A 17829-nucleotide genomic window follows, 5' to 3' on the forward strand; every position below is an offset into this window, starting at 1 on the left:
GACTTCTCTGGAGGGCCCTTCACATTCCCAGGCGCCGGGCGAGCTCCGGGGGCACCGGGTAGACGGACTCCTTCGGCAAGAGGCGCGTGGCCTGGTCCGCGCGGCCGTCGTCCAGGTGCTTGCGCAGCTTCTGGACCAGGGGCGTGAGGTCGGTGATGGACACGGTCCAGTCCTCCACGAAGCGCTGGATGACGGCGCGGCTCAGGCCCACCTGGATGCTGTCGTGGGGCAGGCCCGCGCCGCGCAGCGTGCGCTCTGGGTCCCACTGGACGTGGACGGGCGCGGACTCGAAGGCCTTGCGCCACGCGTCCGGGGAGCCGTGGGCCTTCGGCTCGTAGCCGGTGAGGACGGCGGAGCCCAGCGCCTCCTCCCAGCCGGAGCGCTTGATGCGGACCGCGAGCGTGCGCTCCTGGCCGCTCTTCCGTCCAAAGTTGGAGCGGTGCATGAGCCACAGGAGGCTGGGTTTGATCCACGTCATCCGGCCCACGGAGAACGGCGGGCCGAACTTCTGCTGCTTCACGGCCACGTCCGCGATGGCGTCGGAATAGGCCTGGTACATCACGATGGTCGCGCGGTCGAAGTCGGCGCGGACTTCGCGGGCTGCGCTCATGGGCGGGCTCTGGGCCTGGCTTTCGGCTTGGGCTTTGACGCGGCGGTCTTGGGAAGCTTCGTCTTGCCCATCTTCAGGACGAGCTCGAAGTGCTCGGCGGGGGTGGGCGTCACGCTGAGGCGGCTGCGGGTGAGCAGCGGGAAGTCCTTGAGCGCGGGCGTGGCCTTGATGGTGGCGAGCGTCACGGGCGTGGTGAAGGCGACGACGGGGCCCACGTCCACGGAAGCCCAGTCCTCGCCGGGGGCGGTGGGGTCCGGGCCCGGCTTGGAGAGGACGCACGCCACGCCGACGACGGCCTTGTCCTCATTGGAGTGGTAGTAGAGGCACAGGTCCCCGGGCGTCATGGCCCGCAGGTTGTTGCGTGCCTCGAAGTTGCGCACGCCCGTCCACTCCGTCCTGCCGTCCTCCTCCAGCTTCGCGTACGCGTAGACGGAGGGCTCGCTCTTGATCAACCAGTACCGCGCAGTCGCCATGGCGGCGCACCCTAGCTCAGGGAGGCGTCTCGCGCGCCTGGGCCGCGCCTTGTTGCTTGAAGAGCTCGAAGACCCGCTCCTCGTCCATGAAGGCGACTTCACGCCGCGTGGGATCCGCATCCGTGTAGCCCACACGCCGGGCCGCGTCGTCGAGTCCGGGGAAGCGTTTGCGCACCTCGGCCCAGATGGTCCGGTCGTCTTGGGTCATGGAGCAGGGAAGGGGAATCAGGATGCGGGCTTTCAGCCCCGGGGAGAGTGCATCCGGCAGCTCGTTGAAGGAGAGGAAGTCTCCCGAAGAAAGCGGCATGGGGAGCTCCGTCCGGGTGAACACCCCCACCACGGGCAGGGTCCGGATGACGACGCCGTCCAGCGGGGTCGGCGTGGAGCGCGAGGGACGGCCGTAGGTGAGGGCCGACATGCCGATCTGCACGGTGCAAAGGTCTGGATGGACGGAGAGCATGAGGGCGTCGCCCTCGCGGATATCGACCTCGAAGTCGCGGGAACCCTCGACGGCCGAGTCCTTCAGGAAGACCGCATGTCGGCCGCTGGGGACCGGAAACGCGAGGTGATGGTCGACGTGGAGCACCGGTGCCACGGGCTGGTCATCCACGCGCAGGACGACGTCGCGGTCAGGTTGCTGGCCCGTGGCCACGACGTGGAGGAGGCCGCCCTCGGGACGGCCATCGCTGTCATCGCTGTTGCTGAGCGCGGACAGCACACCCCACAGCACGAGCACCGCCGCGAGAAGCCCCAGGGCCACCTTCGCGTAGCCCGGTGAGCCAGCGGGGTCGTTGGGCTCCGGTGGGGCGTGTCCGGCCGCGGGCGCGGAGAGGACGGAGAACACCCACCGCACGAAGAGGACCGCGAGCAGGATGCCGAGTGCTTCCAGCGCGTAGCCCTCGGTGATGGGGCGGATGAGGCGGAGCATGGTGTCCTCCTGAGCGTCTTCAGGACCTCTTCCGGGGCTGGAAGGGGCGGGGCCTCCTGCGCACCGAGCAGGGTGTCACTCGTCGGCGGGGGACCTGATTCGGAGAGCAGGGAACTCACATTGGCGCACGGCTTCCCCCCAGAAGTGGCGTCCGAGCTACTTCTGGGAGTCATGTCACGCCCGGTTTTGGAGCGTCAAGGCACGGGGCTCACGCCCCACAGCCCCACGGTTCCGTCCCCCTGGCCCCAGGCGATGAAGCGACCGTCGGGTGAGAAGACAGCGTCACTCGTCTGGAGGTCTTCATCGTCTGAGTGGCTGAACAACACCTCGCCGGTATCGAAGTGGTGGACCGCGAAGCCACGGCCGTCGCCCGATTCGACAAGCAATGTCCCGTCCAGACTGAAATCGAGATTGCTCGCGTATTGGCAGTGGGGGATCGATTTCAGGATGCGCCGTTCATTCACATCCACGACCAGGACCTCGCTTGCGTTTCCTCCGACGACGAGGAGCGGCTGGGTGGGATGGAATGCAACGCTCCACACGAACGGCAGCTGTTCAATGGGCAGATGCCACGGCTGGGCGTTCGTCGTCAGGTCCCAGAGGTAGAGACACTCGTGCCCCTGGTCATGATGCGAAATCACCGATGCCGCGAACCGTGAGTCCCGGGAGAAGGCACACTCCTTCACGGTGAAGTCCCCCTCGATCCCAGGCAGGTCGCGAATCTGTTTCCAGGACCTCACGTCCCATAGCCAGGCCCCGTCACGTTCCAGGATGACCAGCAACGTGCCGTCCCTGGACGCGCCCAAGCCGGAGACAGGAGAGGGAAGGGTGTCCTCACGCCAGAGCGAACCGTCCGTCGTGGACAAGGAGAGGAGTCTCGGGCGCCAGGGTGTCGCGGCCTCGCCGACCGGCGGTCCCCCGGCCACGATGAGGTCCGCGCTCGAGAGAAAGGCCACACTGGGCTCCAGTTTCAATTCGACCGAGCCAGCGGGGACGTCCGATGCCGTCTCCAGATTCCACCACCGCAAGCGGTAGGGTGTGTTCAGCTTGTCTATCGAGAGCAACCGGGTGCCCAGCGGGTCGAAACCGAGGGTCTGGCCCCAGCCCAGTTCGATTCGTGAAGGGCCCAGTTGCCGCACACGCTTCAGGCCGGCCGCGTTGGCCGGGGTGATGACTGCATGGGTCAGGTCCGTCGGGCTCATGTCGTGTAGGCCGGAATGGAAACGCACGTGGGAAGGAAGACGCTAACCGTCAGGTCCCTGGCGGACGCAGCCATGGGCAGGGCGTGGACGCTCGAGGAGACGCGGCCTGACGACCGCGAGGCCCTCTTCGAGGCCTATCTCGCGGCGGCGCGCCTAGGGAAGATGGAGGCCATGACGAACGTGGGCCTCCATCTCCTCTCTGGAGACGGTGTCCGGCGTAACCCGAAGCGTTCCCGGATGTGGACCGAAAGGGCAGCCGCGCTGGGGGACGACGTCGCGGCGTTCAACCTGGGCCTCGCCTATGACCACGGAACGGGAGTCCGGAAGAACAAAGGCCTCGCGGAGGCCTGGTATCGCCGGGCCGTCGCCCTGGGGTGCTCCGTCGCCGAGGGAAGTCTGGCGCATCTGCTGCTCGGGGGCCCCGAGGCCCACCGCCAGAAGGAGGCGATCCGGATCTACCGGAAGCTCGCACGGCAAGGGCACCCGATTCCGGCATACAACGTCGGTCTGGCGTATGAGTTTGGAATGGGCGTCCGCAAGAACCTGAAGCGAGCCACTGCGTATTACGAAATGGCCGCGAAGGGCGGCGACGTGGATGCCCAGCTGGCCCTGGGCTACAACCATCTCAATGGCAATGGCGTTCCTCCAGACGCCATGCGTGCCTTTGGCTGGTATCGCCGGGCGGCGAAGCAAGGGAATGCCAAGGCATCCTTCAGCCTGGGACAGATGTTCGCGCAAGGCCTGGGCGTTCCCCAATCCAAGGCGCGAGCCTCGCGGCACTTCCGTGATGCCGCGAGCCTGGGACATGCGAGGGCCGCCAGATGGCTGCGGAAGCTCCAGAAAGCCTGATCACCCCACGTTCGTCTTGCTGAACACCCGCAGCGCCTCCGCCACGCTCCAGGCCTGGGCGAAGCAGCCTCGCGGGCGGTAGGGCTCCGTCGCGTCGAAGATTTCAGAAATCTGCCCGATGCCCGCGTGTGACAGGTGGGCCTCCATTCCAACAAGCAGAGCCCTCGCGGCCTTCAGGTCCGGGGCCACCTTCAACGTCGCGTCTACATAATGGCCAATCAGCCAGCCCCACACCGTGCCCTGGTGATAGGCCGCGTCCCGGGTGCGCAGGTCTCCGTCGTACGTCGGCTTGTAGTCCTTGCTCCCCGGCGCCAGGCTGCGCAGCCCCACCGGCGTCACCAGCTCCCTGCGCACCACCTCCAGCACCCGAGCCCACCGCTCGCGCTGCAACACCGGGTGCTTCAGGGAGATGGCGAAGACCTGGTTCGGCCGCACGCTCGCGTCCTCACGGCCGTCCTCTCCGTCCACCACGTCGTAGAGGCAGCCGCCCGCTTCGTTCCAGAAGCGCTGGTTGAAGCTGCCCTGCGCCCGCTCCGCCGCGCCCCGGTACGGGCCCGCGTCCTGGCCCAGCCGCTCCGCCCAGCCCGCCATCAGGCGCAAGGCATTGAACCAGAGCGCGTTGATCTCCACCGCCTTGCCCCGGCGCGGCGTCACCACCCAGCCGTCCACCTTCGCGTCCATCCAGGTGAGCTGATAGCCCTCCTGTCCCTGCCGCAGGAGCCCGTCCGCCGGGTCCACGCCGATGTGGAAGCGCGTGCCCTTCTGGTGGTGCGCCACGATGTCCTGCAACGTCGGGAACAGGTCGCGCAGCAGGGACTCGTCTCCCGTCTCCTCCAGGTAGCGGTCCACCGCGTGGAAGAACCAGAGTGTCGCGTCCGCCGTGTGGTAGACGCCCTCGTTCTCCCCGTCCGGGAAGTAGTTCGGAATCAGCCCGTCCCGCACGTAGTGCTCGAACGTGCGCAGGATGGCCGCCGCCTCGCGGTAGCGCCCCGTGGCCAGCGTCAGCCCGTCCAGGCTGATCATCGTGTCCCGGCCCCAGTCCGTGAACCACGGGTAGCCCGCGATGACGCTCCTCGCCTCCAGGCCCATCGACCGCGCCCACGCGGCGTCCGCCGGCCTTGGCGGATCAATGATGAACTGGTCCGCCGCCAGCACCAGCCGCGCCGGCACTCCTGTCCGCCCATGCTCCGGGGCCTGCTCCAGCAGTCGCTGCTGCCGTAGCAGCTCCCGCTCGAAGACCTCCGCGGGCTTCCGCTCCAGCAGGTGGACCGGCTTCTCCGTCGTGAGCCCGAAATACAAAGTGCCCCCGGGCTTCAACGTCGCGGTGAAGTAGCCCGGCGAGCGCTGCACCTCCGTGAAGTCATACCCGCGCGCCTTCTCCAGCCGCAGGTGCTGCGGCTTCGACGTCTCCTCCAGGCTCACGAACGGAGTGGGCCCCTCCGAATACAGCCGCATCCGCTGCCGGGGACCGTCCTCGCCGTTGCGCAGCTCCACCAGCGGGCCACGCAGCGTGACGATGGGCTCTCCCGCGTCCTTCAACAGGGGCCCGTCGTGCGGGCGCAGCACCGGGAACGGCCGCAGGTGCAGCGTCACCTCCGGGCCAGACAGGTGCCGCCACTCGAGGAACACCGTGTCCTCGCCGTGCACCATCACGCAGCGCCGGCGCAGCCGCGCGCGTCCCACCGCGAACTCCCAGACGGGCATCAGCCCCTCCAGGTGGAAGCGCCGCAGGTGCCTCGCGCCATCCTCCCGCGCGCTGCCGTCCGCGTGCTCCTCGCAGGCGAGCCGGTAGCGCTCCCCGTCCACCAGCGCCGTCTCCTCCAGCCGCGCCATCAGCACCGTGCGGCCCAGCTTCTCCAGCGTGGGGATGAAGAGGCCGTGGTAGCGGCGCGTGTTGCAGCCCACCACCGTGCTGGAGGCATAGCCCCCGCGGCCGTTGGTCAGCAGCCACTCGTGGGACACGCCGGTGCGGAAGTCGGCGCCGTCCGGGAAGTCGAACGACAAGCGGGGCAGGGCAGGGGCAGGTGCATTCACGCCTTCGTCTCCTCCTCGCTCGTCGACACGAGCGCGGTCTGTCCGGGCAACGGCCATCGTCCATCCTCCGGAATCGGAGGCGTGCCCATTGCGCAGTCTCGGGCCTGGTCACTGGACAACAACGAACGGCCGTCTGTTCGTGCCCAGGTGGAGGCGCACCGGCCGCCCGCCTTCATGCCCGCCGGGAGCGAATCCCGAACACGCGGCTTGGGTGGAGCCGTGTGGGGAGGGTAGGAAGGAGGGAGGGGAGGACAGCCGGACGGCCAGGCCCTCGCCTCCATCGCGAGCGCGCCGGAACCCCGGTCCCTGGAACCCTTGCGACGGACCCCCTGGGGCCGCACCTCACCCAGAGCCTTCGGGTGTGCACCGATTTCCCGAGGAGACACGGCGTGGCCATCGTGAAGTCAGCGGGCATCAGCGGCCGCCAGCACGGGCTGGCCGAGCAGGTCTTCTCCCGCGCCGCCGGCGCACCGCTCGTGCCGGGCAACGACGTGAAGCTGCTGCGCGACGCGCGCGAGAACTACCCCGCGTGGCTGCGCGCCATCCAGCAGGCAGAGCGCTCCATCCTCTTCGAGAACTACATCATTGAAGATGATGAAGTGGGCCGCGGCTTCGCGGAGGCGCTGGCCGTCCGTGCTCGCGACGGCGTGCAGGTCCGCGTCCTCTATGACTGGCTGGGCTGCCTGGGCCCCGCGTCCCACCACTACTGGCGCTCCCTGCGCGACGCGGGCGTGGAGGTGCGCTGCTTCAATCCCTTCCAGTTCGACCGGCCCCTGGCGTGGTTGGGCCGCAACCACCGGAAGACGCTCACCGTGGACGGCGAGGTGGGCTTCGTCTCCGGCCTGTGCGTGAGCCACAAGTGGGTGGGCGACGCGCGAAAGGGCGTGGCCCCGTGGCGCGACACCGGCCTGGAGATCCGCGGCCCCGCCGTGGCGGACCTCGTGCGCGCCTTCGCTCAAGGCTGGAGCACCGTGGGGCCTCCCCTGGATGAAGAGGGCTGCCTCTCCGCCCGGGCCTCCACGCCCATGGGCGACGTGTCCCTGCGCGTGGTGGCCGGGGTGCCCTGGAGCGCGGGTTTGTTCCGCGTGGACCAGCTCATCGCGTCGCTCGCGCGCAAGCGGCTGTGGCTCACCGACGCGTACTTCGTGGGCACCGCCACCTATGTCCAGGCGCTCCGGGCCGCGTCGCGCGACGGCGTGGACGTGCGGCTGCTCGTGCCCGGCAGCAGCGACATCCCCGCGCTGCGCCCGCTCACCCAGGCCGGCTACCGCCCCCTGCTGGAGGCCGGCATCCGCGTCTATGAATGGAATGGCACCATGCTCCACGCCAAGACGGCCGTGGCGGATGGCACCTGGGCGCGCGTCGGTTCCTCCAACCTCAACCCCGCCAGCTGGCTGGGCAACTCCGAAATCGATGTCGCCGTGGAGAACGCGCCCTTCGCCCAGTGCATGGAGGACATGTACCTCCAGGACCTGGAGCACGCGACGGAGGTGGTGCTCAGCGGCAAGGCGCGGCGCTTGAGGGCCGCGTCTCCGCTGCCGCGCTCGCAGCGGGGGGCTCCCGGCGGGCGGGGCAGCATGAGCCGCGCGGCCGCGGGCGCGGTGCGCCTGGGCAACACCGTGGGCGCCGCCGTCACCAACCACCGCGAGCTGGGCCGCACTGAATCCAAGGTCGTCTTCGGCGCGGGCGTGGTGCCCCTGGTGCTCGCGGGCGTGGCGCTCTACTGGCCCCATGCCGTGGCCGTGCCGGTGGCGCTCATCTGCGCGTGGGCCGGCATCGCCCTGTGGAGCCGGGCCGTGCGCCTGCGCCGCCAGGAAGCCCGGGGCACCGAACCGCTGCCGCTGCCGGAGCACGAGGTGCCGCCGCTGCCCGCCGCGGAGCCTCGCGCCCTCCCGGAGGCTCCTGCCCCCCGCGCGCCGGAAGCCGGGCCGCACCAGCCCTGAAGAGAAGGGGAGGGCCGGACATGACAAGGGCCCACGGGCCGGGAGCGGGGGAAGTCTGGCTTCCCTCTTCGCTGATCCGGCCCGAAGGCCCGTGAATCCTTACAGCGTTTCAGCCTTCGGCTTGCGCGGCGCTAGGCCTGCTTCGCGACGCCCGCGGGCTCCGCCGCCTTGCCATTCAGGAGCGCGCTGCCCCCGTACAGGGCCAGGCCGACCATGCCCAGCACGCCCGCTTCGATGCCGTTGCTCATCGAGGCCCCCATCAGCCCCACGATGCTGGTTCCGAGCATGAAGACCACCCCCACCGCCCCTGCCACCTTGCCCATCCGCTGTCCCCCTCTGGACTGAATTGGACCCCTGAACCACTACCGCTGTTCGACGCCCAAACCCTTCTTCAAGGCGCGTGCCAGGGCGTTGGCACGGGGGCCCCAGAGGGAGTGGGAGATGAAGTGGAAGGTGCGGGGCGCACGTTGGGCAATCCTCTTCCACCCCGTGGAAGCGATCGGCAGAAAGCACAGGGGAGAACACCGGGGTGGGACCGGAATTTTTCCCGGATGCGCCCATGTGCGCCTGATGTGGCACGCCGTAACCCACTGCATTCCAAGGGTTTTCCCTCTCCCCGGTCGCTGGCACACGCGCTGCTAAGAGCCTCCGCCAGAAGCGAGCCACCCGGCCCTTCAGGGCGTGTGAACGGTGGCCCGCGCGGACATCAGTCGAACGAAGGAGAGCGGAAGATGGGAATGCGGCGCACGGGGTTCTGGACGGTGATGGGGATGCTCCTCCTGTCGGGTTGTGCTCACCAGCAGACGCTGAAGGTCGACAACGCGGAGCAGCCCTACCGCATCGGCCGCGAGGACGTGCTCGACGTGAGCGTCTGGCGTGACCAGGAGCTGTCGCGCACGGTGCCGGTGCGTCCCGACGGTTTCATCTCCATCCCGATGGTGGGTGAGATCCAGGCCGCGGGCAAGACGCCCACGGAGCTGGCGGAGGCGCTCAAGTCGGGCCTCCAGCCGTACGTGCAGGAGCCGCGCGTGACGGTCATCGTCCGCGAGGTCAACAGCAGCCGCGTCTTCGTGACGGGGGAAGTGGCCCACCCGGGCGCCTACCCGCTGCGCGGCCGCGTGTCGCTGCTGCAGGCCATCGCGCTGGCGGGCGGCTTCACGGACTTCGCCAACTCCGACGGCATCGTCGTCATCCGCACGGACGGCAAGGGCGGGCAGATCCCGGTGCGCTACAGCGACCTGGTCTCCCCCGACGGCGAGAACGTCATCCTGCGGCCGGGTGACACCGTCGTCGTCCCGTGAGGCGGGGCGGGCGCGAAGACAAAAAAGACAGACATCCGGAATCAGCGAACGTGGGCGTGGGTATGGACGGGAGGGCGGCGGTGAGGGGCAACTGGAAGCGGGCAGTGATTGCAGGCTGTCTCATCGCCGCGCCGGCCGCGCAGGCGGCCACCATCCTGGAGCCGCGGCTGCGCCTGACGGCGGAGGAGCGCTTCGACAACGACATCCGTCTGGGGTCGGGTGGAACCAACGGACAGTTCATGACGAAGCTGTCCCCGCGGGTGGGCCTGGACGTGAAGAACGAGCGGCTGACGCTCGACTCGTTCTACGCCACGGACCTGCTCGCGCGGCACGGCTCCGGCAAGACGACGGTGGACCACCGCGCCGGCATCGGCTTCCGGGACGTGCTGTCCCGCCGGCTGCGGCTGGACGCCAGCGCCAGGGTGTTCCGCGTCACCGACCCCACGTCGCTGCCGCGTGACGGCCTGGCGCGCTCCACGGCGCCCACCTTCTATGCACAGACGAAGGTGGGGCTCACGGGGCGCGTCACGGAGCGCATGGATGTGCGCGGCAACTACGCGTTCGAAGCGACGCGCATCATCGAGCCGGGACGGGTGGCGGGCTACGCGCACACCCCGTCGGTGGAGCTGTGGTACCGCACCACGCGCCGGCTGTCCCTGGGCGCCGAGTACCGCTACCAGGGCTTCCTGTACGACGCCGACTACAGCCAGGCGCACGGCGCTTCCGCGGCCCTGCGCTACCGGCTGACGCGGCCCACCACGCTCACCCTCCGGGGCGGGCCGGTGCGCTACCTGCCGTCGGACGCGTCGCGCGGCGGGTGGCTGCCCCGCGTGGCCCTGGAAGTGGTGCGTGAGGGCGAGCGCAGCGACTTCGGCTTCGCCGTGGGTCACGACCTGGTGGGCGCGAGCGGTTTTTCCGGCGCGGTGTGGGCGGACTACGCGTCGGTGATGGGGGCGCACCGTTTCACCCAGAAGCTGTCGGCCTTCGGGGCGGCCAGCTTCTTCCGGAACGGGACGGCGCCCGGTGAGAACTACACGGAGTGGCGCAACACCACGAACGTGTCGCAGGGCTATGCGGTGGGTGGAGGCGTCGAGTACCGGCTGAGCCGGAAGCTGGCGCTGCAGGGGGCGTTCGACCGCATCGCGCAGGTGGGTGCGGCGGATGTCGCTGGGGCGGGGGACCTGACACGCAACGTGTTCGCCCTCCGTCTGGTCATGACAGCTTGGTAGGCAACTTTCGGGAGTTCAAGGTGGAGGAGCGGATCATGGAGCGTGGGATGACGGCGGACCAGTTGCTTTCGGCCCTGTGGCGCCGCAAGGCCCTGGTGGGGGCGATCGCTGCAGCAATCTTCGTGTTGGGCGCGGCCATCGTGATGACCCGGCCGAGCATTTATGAAGCGTCGGTGGTGGTGCGTGTGGAGCCGCAGCGCCCCGGCGAGGAGATGGTCCAGCGCACGGTGAGCGAGCTCATCGAGCAGCGGCTGGTCACCGTCCGCCAGGAGCTCCTGGCGCGGCCGGTGCTCCAGAAGGCCATCGAGGAGATGAACCTCTACCCGGAGCTCGTGTCCGAGAAGGGCGTCGAGGCGGCGGTGGAGCAGATGCGCAAGGACCTCACCGTGCGCGTCGAGGGTGAGACGGCCTTCGAGCTCACCTACGCGGGCCGCGACCCGCAGGTGGTGGCGCAGGTGGCCAACCGGCTGCCGGCCATCTTCTCCGAGGAGACGCTGAAGATCCGCCAGACGCAGGCGGCCCGCGCCACCGACCTCTTCACCGAGGAGATGGTCGCCATGGGCAAGGCCGTGTCCTCCTGGGAGAGCAAGATCGCCAGGTTCAAGGTGGACCACCTGGGCGAGCTGCCCGAGCAGATGGAGATGAACATGCGCGGCCTGGAGCGCATCAGCGCCCAGCTGCAGACGAAGTCCGAGGAGCTGCGCTCCGCTGAAGCGCGCCGCTCCGACCTGGCCCGCGCCCGCAACGCCGCGGACAGCGAGGCCGGCCGGCTGGAGGCCACGGAGAGCGGCCTGTCCCGCACCCTCACGCAGGCCAAGACGCAGTGGACGCCGGACCACCCGGAAGTGAAGCGGATGGAGCGCGAGCTGGGTGACATCAGCGCCCAGCGCAAGGACGCCGAAGGCCGCATGTACGCCGAGCGCAACGAGCGCACCCGCGTGGCCCAGCTCATCACCAACATCCAGAAGGACATCGTGGACCTCCAGAAGCAGGCCGAGGCGTACCAGGCGCGGCTGAACAACACCCCGCGCTGGGCCCAGGAGCTGGCGGTCATGAACCGGGACTACGAAATCGCCCGCACCAAGTACCAGAGCGTGGTCAGCCGCAAGGTGGAGGCGGAGATCGCCCAGGAGCTGGAGGCCAAGAGCGCCAAGAGCCTGTTCAACGTCATCTCGCCCGCCGGGGTGCCTTCCTCCCCGGCCCGCCCGGACCGCATGAGCGGCCTGCTCATCGCCGCTCTGGTGGCCCTGGCCCTGGGTGTCCTCACCGGCACCGTGCTCGAGATGCGCGACGACAGCCTGCGCGACGGCACCGAGGTCCGTGAGCGCATCACGCTCCCTGTCCTGGCGGTGGTCCCGAACATGCAGGGCAAGACGGAGAAGCGGATCTTGATGCCGATGGCTGGGAGCAAGAACAGCGTCTCCTCGCCCACGACCCTGAATTAATTGCCGCCCTCTTACGGAAAGGATTGGAGAACTCAGATGGACTCGACGATGGAGCGGGCCGGTAACTTCCTCCCCCGCGTGGATGACAGCGCGGCTTCCAGCAACGCGGTGGACCGCCGGGTGGTGACGCTCACGGCCCCTGCTTCCGCGGCCGCCGAGCAGTACCGCACCCTGTACTACCGCCTGGAGCGGATGCGCGAGCAGCGCCCGATGAAGGTGGTGGCGCTCACCTCCGCGATGCCCGGCGAGGGCAAGACGGTGACGAGCGTGAACCTGGCCCTGGCCGCCGCCCGGGCGAACCCGGAGCGCCGCATCCTGCTGGTGGACGCGGACCTGCGCCGGGGGCAGGTGGCCCCCACGCTGGGCATGCGCAACAAGCAGGGCCTGGCGGAGCTCTTGGCCGGTGAGTGCGACGTGCGCGACGTGGTGCGCCGCTTCAACTCCACGCGGCTGGCGGTCATCCCCGCCGGCGCCACGCCGGAGGAGAGCACCCAGGTGCTGGCCAGCACCCGCATGAAGCAGTTCCTCAAGGCGGTGCGCGAGGGCTTCGACGAGGTGTACGTGGACCTGCCGCCCACGCTGCCGTTCGCGGACGCGGCCATCCTCGGCCACCAGATGGACGGCGTGCTGATGGTCATCCGCGCCAACGTCACCCCCTCCAAGGTGGTGAACCAGGCGGTGGAGCAGCTGGCGGGCGCGGCGCTGGTGGGCTGCGTGCTCAACGGCGCGGAAGTGAACGCGACCCCGTACCTGAAGAACTACGTGAAGAAGTAGCAGGCAGGCAGTCGAGGTGGAGTGTTTTCAGGGCCCGACCCGCTCCTCGCACCGATGAGGTGCGAAGGGCGGGGGGCCTGGAGCGGCGGCGGGTCGGGGTTGGAGGAGTCACGTGCTTCGCGTTTTCCATCACTACTTTTCAGCCAAGAAGTTGACGTTCTTCCTCGCCGAGTCGTCGGCGATCGCGCTGGCCTGTGTCGCGGGTGCCGCGGCCTGCGCGGCCCTCTTCGCGCCCCTGGGTTCCCAGCCCCCGTTCGCCACGATGTGGCCGACGCTGGTGGGACTGGGCCTGGCCTTCGTCGTCACCTTCCAGTTCACGCTGTACCTGTTGGACCTGTACGACCTTCGCATCGCCGCCGAGGACCGCACGCGCGGCTACCGCTTCCTCAAGGCCGCGGGCGTCACCGCGATGGTGGCGGGCGGGGTGATGCTGCTCCTGCCGCTGGCCCTGCCGGTGGTGCTGCCTCCCGGGACGCTCTTGGGCGGCGCGATGGGCGCCCTGGCCGGCACCCTGGTGGTGCGCGTCTCCATCCGGGCGCTGGTGGGTGAACCCGACGCGGTGCTCGTCGTCGGTGACGGCCTCAAGGCCCGCGCGGTGGCGAGCGCCATTGAAGACGGCGGCGAGGGGTCCTTCCGCGTGGTGGCCCTGGTGGACCCGCGCAAGGTGGAGGAGCCGCTGGACGCGATGGCGTCCCGCCTCAACGCCTCCTACGTGGTGCAGGCCGCGGATGACATGCGCGGCGCCAACTGGGTGGACTCGCTCCTGCGCTGCCGGCTGGACGGGCGGCGGGTGTACGATGCGGCGGGCTTCTGCGAGCGCGTGCTGCGCCGCATCCCGGTGCAGTTCCTGCGCGCCAGCGACTTCGCCTTCGCGGATGAGATGACGGTGTCGCCGCTGCGCCGGGCCTTCAAGCGCGTGTTCGACGTGGCGGTGGCGTCGCTCCTGCTGCTGCTGGCCTCGCCCTTCCTGGTGCTGGTGGCGCTGGCCATCAAGCTGGACTCCAAGGGCCCCGTCTTCTACCGGCAGGACCGCGTGGGCCTGGGCGGCCGCTCGTATCCGCTCTGGAAGTTCCGCAGCATGCGCACCGACGCGGAGAAGAACGGCGCGGTGTGGGCGCGCTCCAACGACGACCGCGTCACGCGGGTGGGCAAGTTCATCCGCAAGACGCGCATCGACGAGATTCCCCAGGTGTTCAACGTGCTGCTGGGCCACATGAGCTTCGTGGGCCCGCGTCCGGAGCGTCCGGTGTTCACCGAGCAGCTCAAGCAGCAGATTCCGTTCTACGGCCTGCGCGAGGCGGTGAAGCCGGGCATCACGGGCTGGGCGCAGATCCGCTACCCCTACGGGGCCTCGGTGGAGGACGCGCGCAACAAGCTGGAGTTCGACCTCTACTATGTGAAGAACGGGTCGTTGTTCCTGGACGTCGGCATTATCTTCCACACGGTCCGGCACGTGCTGTTGGGGCGGGGTGCCCGGTAGCCTGGTTCAGTAGTGAGTGATTGAGACCATCCGCGGCCTCCGGTTGTCGGGGGAGGCCGGGATGCCAAGGGTGGGGCCATGGATTGGGATGGGCGAGGGGGTCGGAACATGGTGGGCATGGACGTGGATGCGCCGTTGTCGGAGCAGTGGAGCCAGGACGACGCGCGCAACAAGCACCAGGCCGTTGAACGCAACGAGCTGCTGCAGGCGCCGAAGAACCGCCCGACGCGCATCGTCGCGATGGGCGGCGGCACGGGCCTCCCCATGGTGCTCAAGGGGCTGGCCCGCCGCGCGACCCCCAGGGGTGGCCAGCCCGGCGTGGACATCACCGCGGTCGTGGCGATGAGCGACGACGGCGGCAGCTCCGGCCGCCTGCGCCGCCAGCACGGCGTGCTGCCCCCGGGCGACATCCGCAACTGCCTGGTGGCGCTCGCGGGGGGCAAGAGCGCGCTGAAGGACGTGTTCCAGTACCGCTTCGGCGGCGCGAAGGGCCTCGCCGGCCACGCGGTGGGCAACCTGCTCATCGCCGCGCTCGCGGAGCTGAAGGGTGACTTCCTGGAGGCGGTGCGGCTGTCCGGGGAGCTGTTGGGCGCGCAGGGCCTGGTGCTGCCCAGCACGCTCGCGTCGGTGCAGCTCGTCGCCCAGATGCACGACGACACGGAGGTGGTGGGTGAGCGCAACATCTGCCGCGCCCAGGGCCGCGTGCGCCGCGTGTCGCTCAGCCCCCGCTCGCCGCCCCCGGTGGACGGCCTGCTGGAGGCCATCTACTCCGCGGACCTCATCGCCATCGGGCCGGGCTCGCTGTACTCGAGCGTGCTGCCCAACCTGCTGGTGGACGGCGTGGCCCAGGCGCTGAAGGAGACGCGCGCGCTGAAGGTCATGGTGGCCAACCTGATGACCCAGCCGGGTGAGACGGACGGCATGAACTGCCTGGACCACGTGCAGGCCGTCATCGACCACGTGGGGCCGGTGCTGGACGCGGTGCTCGTCAACGGCCGTGCTCCCTCGGAGGAGTCCATCCAGCGCTATGCGCGCAAGGGCTCCTACATGGTCACGGCGGAGACGCGGGAGCTCTTGTCCTCCGGCGTGATTCCGGTGCAGGCGGACCTGCTCAAGGAGGGGTCCAAGATCCGACACGACAGCCGCAAGGTCGCCGCCTGCCTGCTGAAGATGGCGCGCAGCGGGTTGTAGGCCGCGCTGCCCATCACCACCTTGGGGCCCGCTCACATGCAAGCCATTCCCTTTCAAGCCGCCCCCCGGGTCGAGGAAGTCAACGACCGGGCGGCCTTCATGACCCTGGAAGCCGAGTGGAACGCGCTCGTGGAGACGACCTCCAACGAGCTGTTCTACCGGCACGAGTTCCTGCGGCTGTGGCTGGACAACTTCGCCGCCGGGGCGCGCATGCGCGTGCTGCTCTTGCGCGGCGAGGACGGAACGCTCACCGCCGCGCTGCCGCTGGTGGAGGAGCGCACGTCGATGTACGGCGTGCCGGTGCGCCAGCTCACCTCCGCGGCCAACGCGCACTCCTGCCGCTTCGACGTGCTGGCGCGGGAGCCGGACGCCGCGGCCCGGGCCTTCCTGTCGCACCTTCGTGAAACCGGCGGCTGGGACGTGCTGCGGCTGACGGACGTGCCGGACGGCGGCGTGGGCTTCCGCCTGCTGGAGGCCGCGAAGCAGGACGGGCTGCCGGTGGGCGAGTGGGAGTCCCTGCAGTCGCCCTACGTGCCCTTGCCCGCGAAGAAGGACGCGTACTTCGCGAAGCTGCCGTCCAAGTTCAAGGCCAACTGCCGCCGCCGCCGCCGCAAGCTGGAGGAGAAGGGGAAGGTCACCTTCGAGCGCGTCTGCGGCGGGCTGGACCTGGAGGGCACCCTGGAGGAGGGGCTGCTCTTGGAGCAGAGCGGCTGGAAGGGCGCGAATGGCACGGCCATGGCGCAGGACGCGAAGACGCGCGGCTTCTACACGGAGCTGGCGCGCGACGCGGCCTACCGCGACCGCCTGGCGCTGTACTTCCTGCGCCTGGACGGGCGCGCGGTGGCGTTCCAGTACGGCCTGGAATACGGCGGGCGCTACTTCCTGCTGAAGCCCGGCTACGACGAGCGCCTGAAGGAGTGCAGCCCGGGGCAGCTCCTCATGGAGGAGGTGCTGGGGCACTGCCTGGAGCGCGGGCTGACCGAGTTCGATTTCCTGGGGCCGGACATGGTGTGGAAGCGCGACTGGACGGATCAGGTCCGCAGGCACACCTGGCTCTACGTGTTCAACGACACCGCCTTCGGCCGGGCCCTGTGCTCGGCGAAGTTCCGGTGGGTACCGGCGGCGAAAGAGGTGGTGGCGCGATGGAAGCGGTGAAGACGACTGCCAAGCTGTTCGTTCCGTCCCTGCCCACGCTGTGGCCGGGCATGCTGATGGCCCCGCCGCGCCCCGGGGCGCTGCCGCCGTTCTCGTCTCCCAACGCGCGCTACTTCTACTTCGCGCGCAACGCCGTCTGGCTGACCATGAAGATGCTGCGCCTGGACGGCGGCGAGGTGCTGATGCCCGCCTACCACCACGGCGTGGAGGTGGAGGCCGTGGTGGACGCGGGCGCGACGCCGCGCTTCTACCGCGTGGGCAGCCGCTGGGACGTGGACGTGGCGGACGTGGCGAAGCGGATTACGCCGAAGACGCGTGCGCTCTACCTCATCCACTACGCGGGCTTCCCGGGGCCGGTGGACGCCATGCGCAAGCTGGCGGACGAGCACGGCATCCCGCTGATTGAGGACTGCGCGCTGTCCCTGCTGTCGTCCGACGGCGCGACGCCGCTGGGCACCACGGGCGACGTGGGCATCTTCTGCCTCTACAAGACGCTTCCGGTACCCAATGGGGGTGCGCTGGTCGTCAATGGCAAGCGTTCGTACAGCCTGCCGGAGCCGCCCGCGCCGCCGGTGGCGTCCACCTTCAGCCACACCGTGTCCGCGCTCCTCCAGAACCTGGAGCTGCGCGGCGGGGCGGTGGGCCGGGGCCTGCGCGGCCTGGTGCGCTCGGTGGGGCACGGCACGGTGAAGGCCGCGAGCATCGAGCGCGTGGCCACGGGCACGCAGCACTTCGACCGGCGGCACGTGGACCTGGGCATGAGCCCGCTGACCAAGCGGATTGCCCTGGCGCAGGACCTGGAGGGCATCGTCGAGGCCCGGCGCCGCAACTACTTCCTCTTGCTGGGCCGGCTGCGCGACGTGTCTCCGCCGCTCTTCAACCAGCTGCCCGCGGGCGTCAGCCCCCTGTTCTACCCGATGGTGGTGCAGGACAAGGAGACGCTGCTGGCGAAGCTGCGCGAGAAGGGCATCGACGCCATCGACTTCTGGAAGCGCTTCCATCCCGCGTGCGACCCGACGGAGTTCCCGGAGGTCGCGCAGCTGCGGCGCACCATCCTGGAGATTCCGTGCCACCAGGACCTGTCGCCGGAGGTGATGGGGCAGGTGGCGGACGTGGTCCGGGAAGCGCTCAAGTCCGAGCGCCGTCCGAGCAAGCGCGCGTCGTGAGGGAACAGGAGCTGGCTCCCGGGTTGCAATGGCACCCGGGGGCCGGGGC

The 17829-nt window shown here is 69.5% G+C and carries 16 protein-coding genes; 10 read left to right on the plus strand and 6 right to left on the minus strand.

Annotated features, from left to right (window positions below; genetic code table 11):
* Positions 1–19: 19 nt before the first annotated feature.
* From NR792_RS01355 to NR792_RS01370, 4 genes are all read right to left on the minus strand, one after another.
* The gene (locus NR792_RS01355) at positions 20–610 is read right to left on the minus strand and encodes a DUF4291 domain-containing protein (RefSeq protein WP_375758269.1); all 591 of its coding nucleotides are present in this window, start codon (positions 608–610) and stop codon (positions 20–22) included.
* Positions 607–1083, minus strand: a complete 477-nt coding sequence (locus tag NR792_RS01360) for an EVE domain-containing protein (protein ID WP_375758270.1) — start codon at positions 1081–1083, stop codon at positions 607–609. The genes NR792_RS01355 and NR792_RS01360 overlap by 4 nt, the downstream gene beginning before the upstream one ends.
* A gap of 16 nt (positions 1084–1099) precedes the next feature.
* Positions 1100–2011: a hypothetical protein gene (locus NR792_RS01365; RefSeq protein WP_375758271.1), complete on the minus strand. Its 912-nt coding sequence runs from the start codon at positions 2009–2011 to the stop codon at positions 1100–1102.
* A gap of 194 nt (positions 2012–2205) precedes the next feature.
* The gene (locus NR792_RS01370; protein WP_375758272.1) at positions 2206–3213 is read right to left on the minus strand and encodes a WD40 repeat domain-containing protein; all 1008 of its coding nucleotides are present in this window, start codon (positions 3211–3213) and stop codon (positions 2206–2208) included.
* Between the two features lie 15 nt (positions 3214–3228).
* On the opposite strand from NR792_RS01370, the gene NR792_RS01375 reads away from it, so the two are divergent.
* On the plus strand, positions 3229–4062 hold the full coding sequence (locus NR792_RS01375) for a tetratricopeptide repeat protein (protein WP_375758273.1): 834 nt from the start codon (positions 3229–3231) through the stop codon (positions 4060–4062).
* On the opposite strand, the gene NR792_RS01380 is transcribed toward NR792_RS01375, so the two are convergent.
* Positions 4063–6096: an amylo-alpha-1,6-glucosidase gene (locus NR792_RS01380; RefSeq protein WP_375758274.1), complete on the minus strand. Its 2034-nt coding sequence runs from the start codon at positions 6094–6096 to the stop codon at positions 4063–4065. It lies immediately after the preceding gene.
* Positions 6097–6485: 389 nt separating this feature from the next.
* Here NR792_RS01380 and NR792_RS01385 point away from each other — a divergent pair, with 389 nt between their 5' ends.
* A complete protein-coding gene (locus tag NR792_RS01385; RefSeq protein WP_375758275.1) occupies positions 6486–8039 on the plus strand; it encodes a phospholipase D-like domain-containing protein in 1554 nt (517 codons plus the stop codon).
* Between the two features lie 131 nt (positions 8040–8170).
* On the opposite strand, the gene NR792_RS01390 is transcribed toward NR792_RS01385, so the two are convergent.
* On the minus strand, positions 8171–8362 hold the full coding sequence (locus tag NR792_RS01390; RefSeq protein WP_375758276.1) for a hypothetical protein: 192 nt from the start codon (positions 8360–8362) through the stop codon (positions 8171–8173).
* A gap of 408 nt (positions 8363–8770) precedes the next feature.
* Between NR792_RS01390 and NR792_RS01395 the strand changes: the two genes are divergently transcribed.
* The 8 genes from NR792_RS01395 (at position 8771) to NR792_RS01430 (ending at position 17780) form a co-directional block, all read left to right on the plus strand.
* A complete protein-coding gene (locus NR792_RS01395; RefSeq protein ID WP_375758277.1) occupies positions 8771–9340 on the plus strand; it encodes a polysaccharide biosynthesis/export family protein in 570 nt (189 codons plus the stop codon).
* A 62-nt stretch (positions 9341–9402) separates the two neighbouring features.
* Positions 9403–10569, plus strand: a complete 1167-nt coding sequence (locus NR792_RS01400; protein ID WP_375761558.1) for a hypothetical protein — start codon at positions 9403–9405, stop codon at positions 10567–10569.
* A 35-nt stretch (positions 10570–10604) separates the two neighbouring features.
* Positions 10605–12014 carry a GumC family protein gene (locus tag NR792_RS01405; RefSeq protein ID WP_375758278.1) on the plus strand — a complete coding sequence of 470 codons (1410 nt, stop codon included), beginning with the start codon at positions 10605–10607 and terminating at the stop codon, positions 12012–12014.
* 36 nt (positions 12015–12050) lie between these two features.
* Entirely contained in the window at positions 12051–12788 is a 738-nt protein-coding gene (locus NR792_RS01410; protein ID WP_375758279.1) for a CpsD/CapB family tyrosine-protein kinase, read from the plus strand.
* 112 nt (positions 12789–12900) lie between these two features.
* Positions 12901–14268, plus strand: a complete 1368-nt coding sequence (exoE, locus tag NR792_RS01415) for a polyisoprenyl-phosphate hexose-1-phosphate transferase ExoE (protein ID WP_375758280.1) — start codon at positions 12901–12903, stop codon at positions 14266–14268.
* 108 nt (positions 14269–14376) lie between these two features.
* Entirely contained in the window at positions 14377–15459 is a 1083-nt protein-coding gene (yvcK, locus tag NR792_RS01420) for a uridine diphosphate-N-acetylglucosamine-binding protein YvcK (protein WP_375758281.1), read from the plus strand.
* A 36-nt stretch (positions 15460–15495) separates the two neighbouring features.
* On the plus strand, positions 15496–16614 hold the full coding sequence (locus NR792_RS01425) for a GNAT family N-acetyltransferase (RefSeq protein ID WP_375758282.1): 1119 nt from the start codon (positions 15496–15498) through the stop codon (positions 16612–16614).
* Positions 16602–17780, plus strand: a complete 1179-nt coding sequence (locus NR792_RS01430) for a DegT/DnrJ/EryC1/StrS family aminotransferase (RefSeq protein ID WP_375758283.1) — start codon at positions 16602–16604, stop codon at positions 17778–17780. Before NR792_RS01425 ends, NR792_RS01430 begins: the two co-directional genes overlap by 13 nt.
* Positions 17781–17829: the final 49 nt, after the last annotated feature.

The organism is Corallococcus exercitus, assembly GCF_042231735.1.
Classification (GTDB): Bacteria; Myxococcota; Myxococcia; order Myxococcales; family Myxococcaceae; genus Corallococcus; species Corallococcus exercitus_B.

Bases quoted from the DNA above. Each gene is read 5' to 3' on its own strand.
- NR792_RS01355 (WP_375758269.1), bottom strand. From the start codon at position 610: ATGAGCGCAGCCCGCGAAGTCCGCGCCGACTTCGACCGCGCGACCATC.
- NR792_RS01370 (WP_375758272.1), bottom strand. From the start codon at position 3,213: ATGAGCCCGACGGACCTGACCCATGCAGTCATCACCCCGGCCAACGCG.
- NR792_RS01410 (WP_375758279.1), top strand. From the start codon at position 12,051: ATGGACTCGACGATGGAGCGGGCCGGTAACTTCCTCCCCCGCGTGGAT.
- NR792_RS01390 (WP_375758276.1), bottom strand. From the start codon at position 8,362: ATGGGCAAGGTGGCAGGGGCGGTGGGGGTGGTCTTCATGCTCGGAACC.
- NR792_RS01400 (WP_375761558.1), top strand. From the start codon at position 9,403: ATGGACGGGAGGGCGGCGGTGAGGGGCAACTGGAAGCGGGCAGTGATT.
- yvcK (WP_375758281.1), top strand. From the start codon at position 14,377: ATGGTGGGCATGGACGTGGATGCGCCGTTGTCGGAGCAGTGGAGCCAG.
- NR792_RS01365 (WP_375758271.1), bottom strand. From the start codon at position 2,011: ATGCTCCGCCTCATCCGCCCCATCACCGAGGGCTACGCGCTGGAAGCA.
- NR792_RS01360 (WP_375758270.1), bottom strand. From the start codon at position 1,083: ATGGCGACTGCGCGGTACTGGTTGATCAAGAGCGAGCCCTCCGTCTAC.
- NR792_RS01430 (WP_375758283.1), top strand. From the start codon at position 16,602: ATGGAAGCGGTGAAGACGACTGCCAAGCTGTTCGTTCCGTCCCTGCCC.
- NR792_RS01405 (WP_375758278.1), top strand. From the start codon at position 10,605: ATGGAGCGTGGGATGACGGCGGACCAGTTGCTTTCGGCCCTGTGGCGC.
- NR792_RS01375 (WP_375758273.1), top strand. From the start codon at position 3,229: ATGGAAACGCACGTGGGAAGGAAGACGCTAACCGTCAGGTCCCTGGCG.
- NR792_RS01395 (WP_375758277.1), top strand. From the start codon at position 8,771: ATGGGAATGCGGCGCACGGGGTTCTGGACGGTGATGGGGATGCTCCTC.
- NR792_RS01425 (WP_375758282.1), top strand. From the start codon at position 15,496: ATGCAAGCCATTCCCTTTCAAGCCGCCCCCCGGGTCGAGGAAGTCAAC.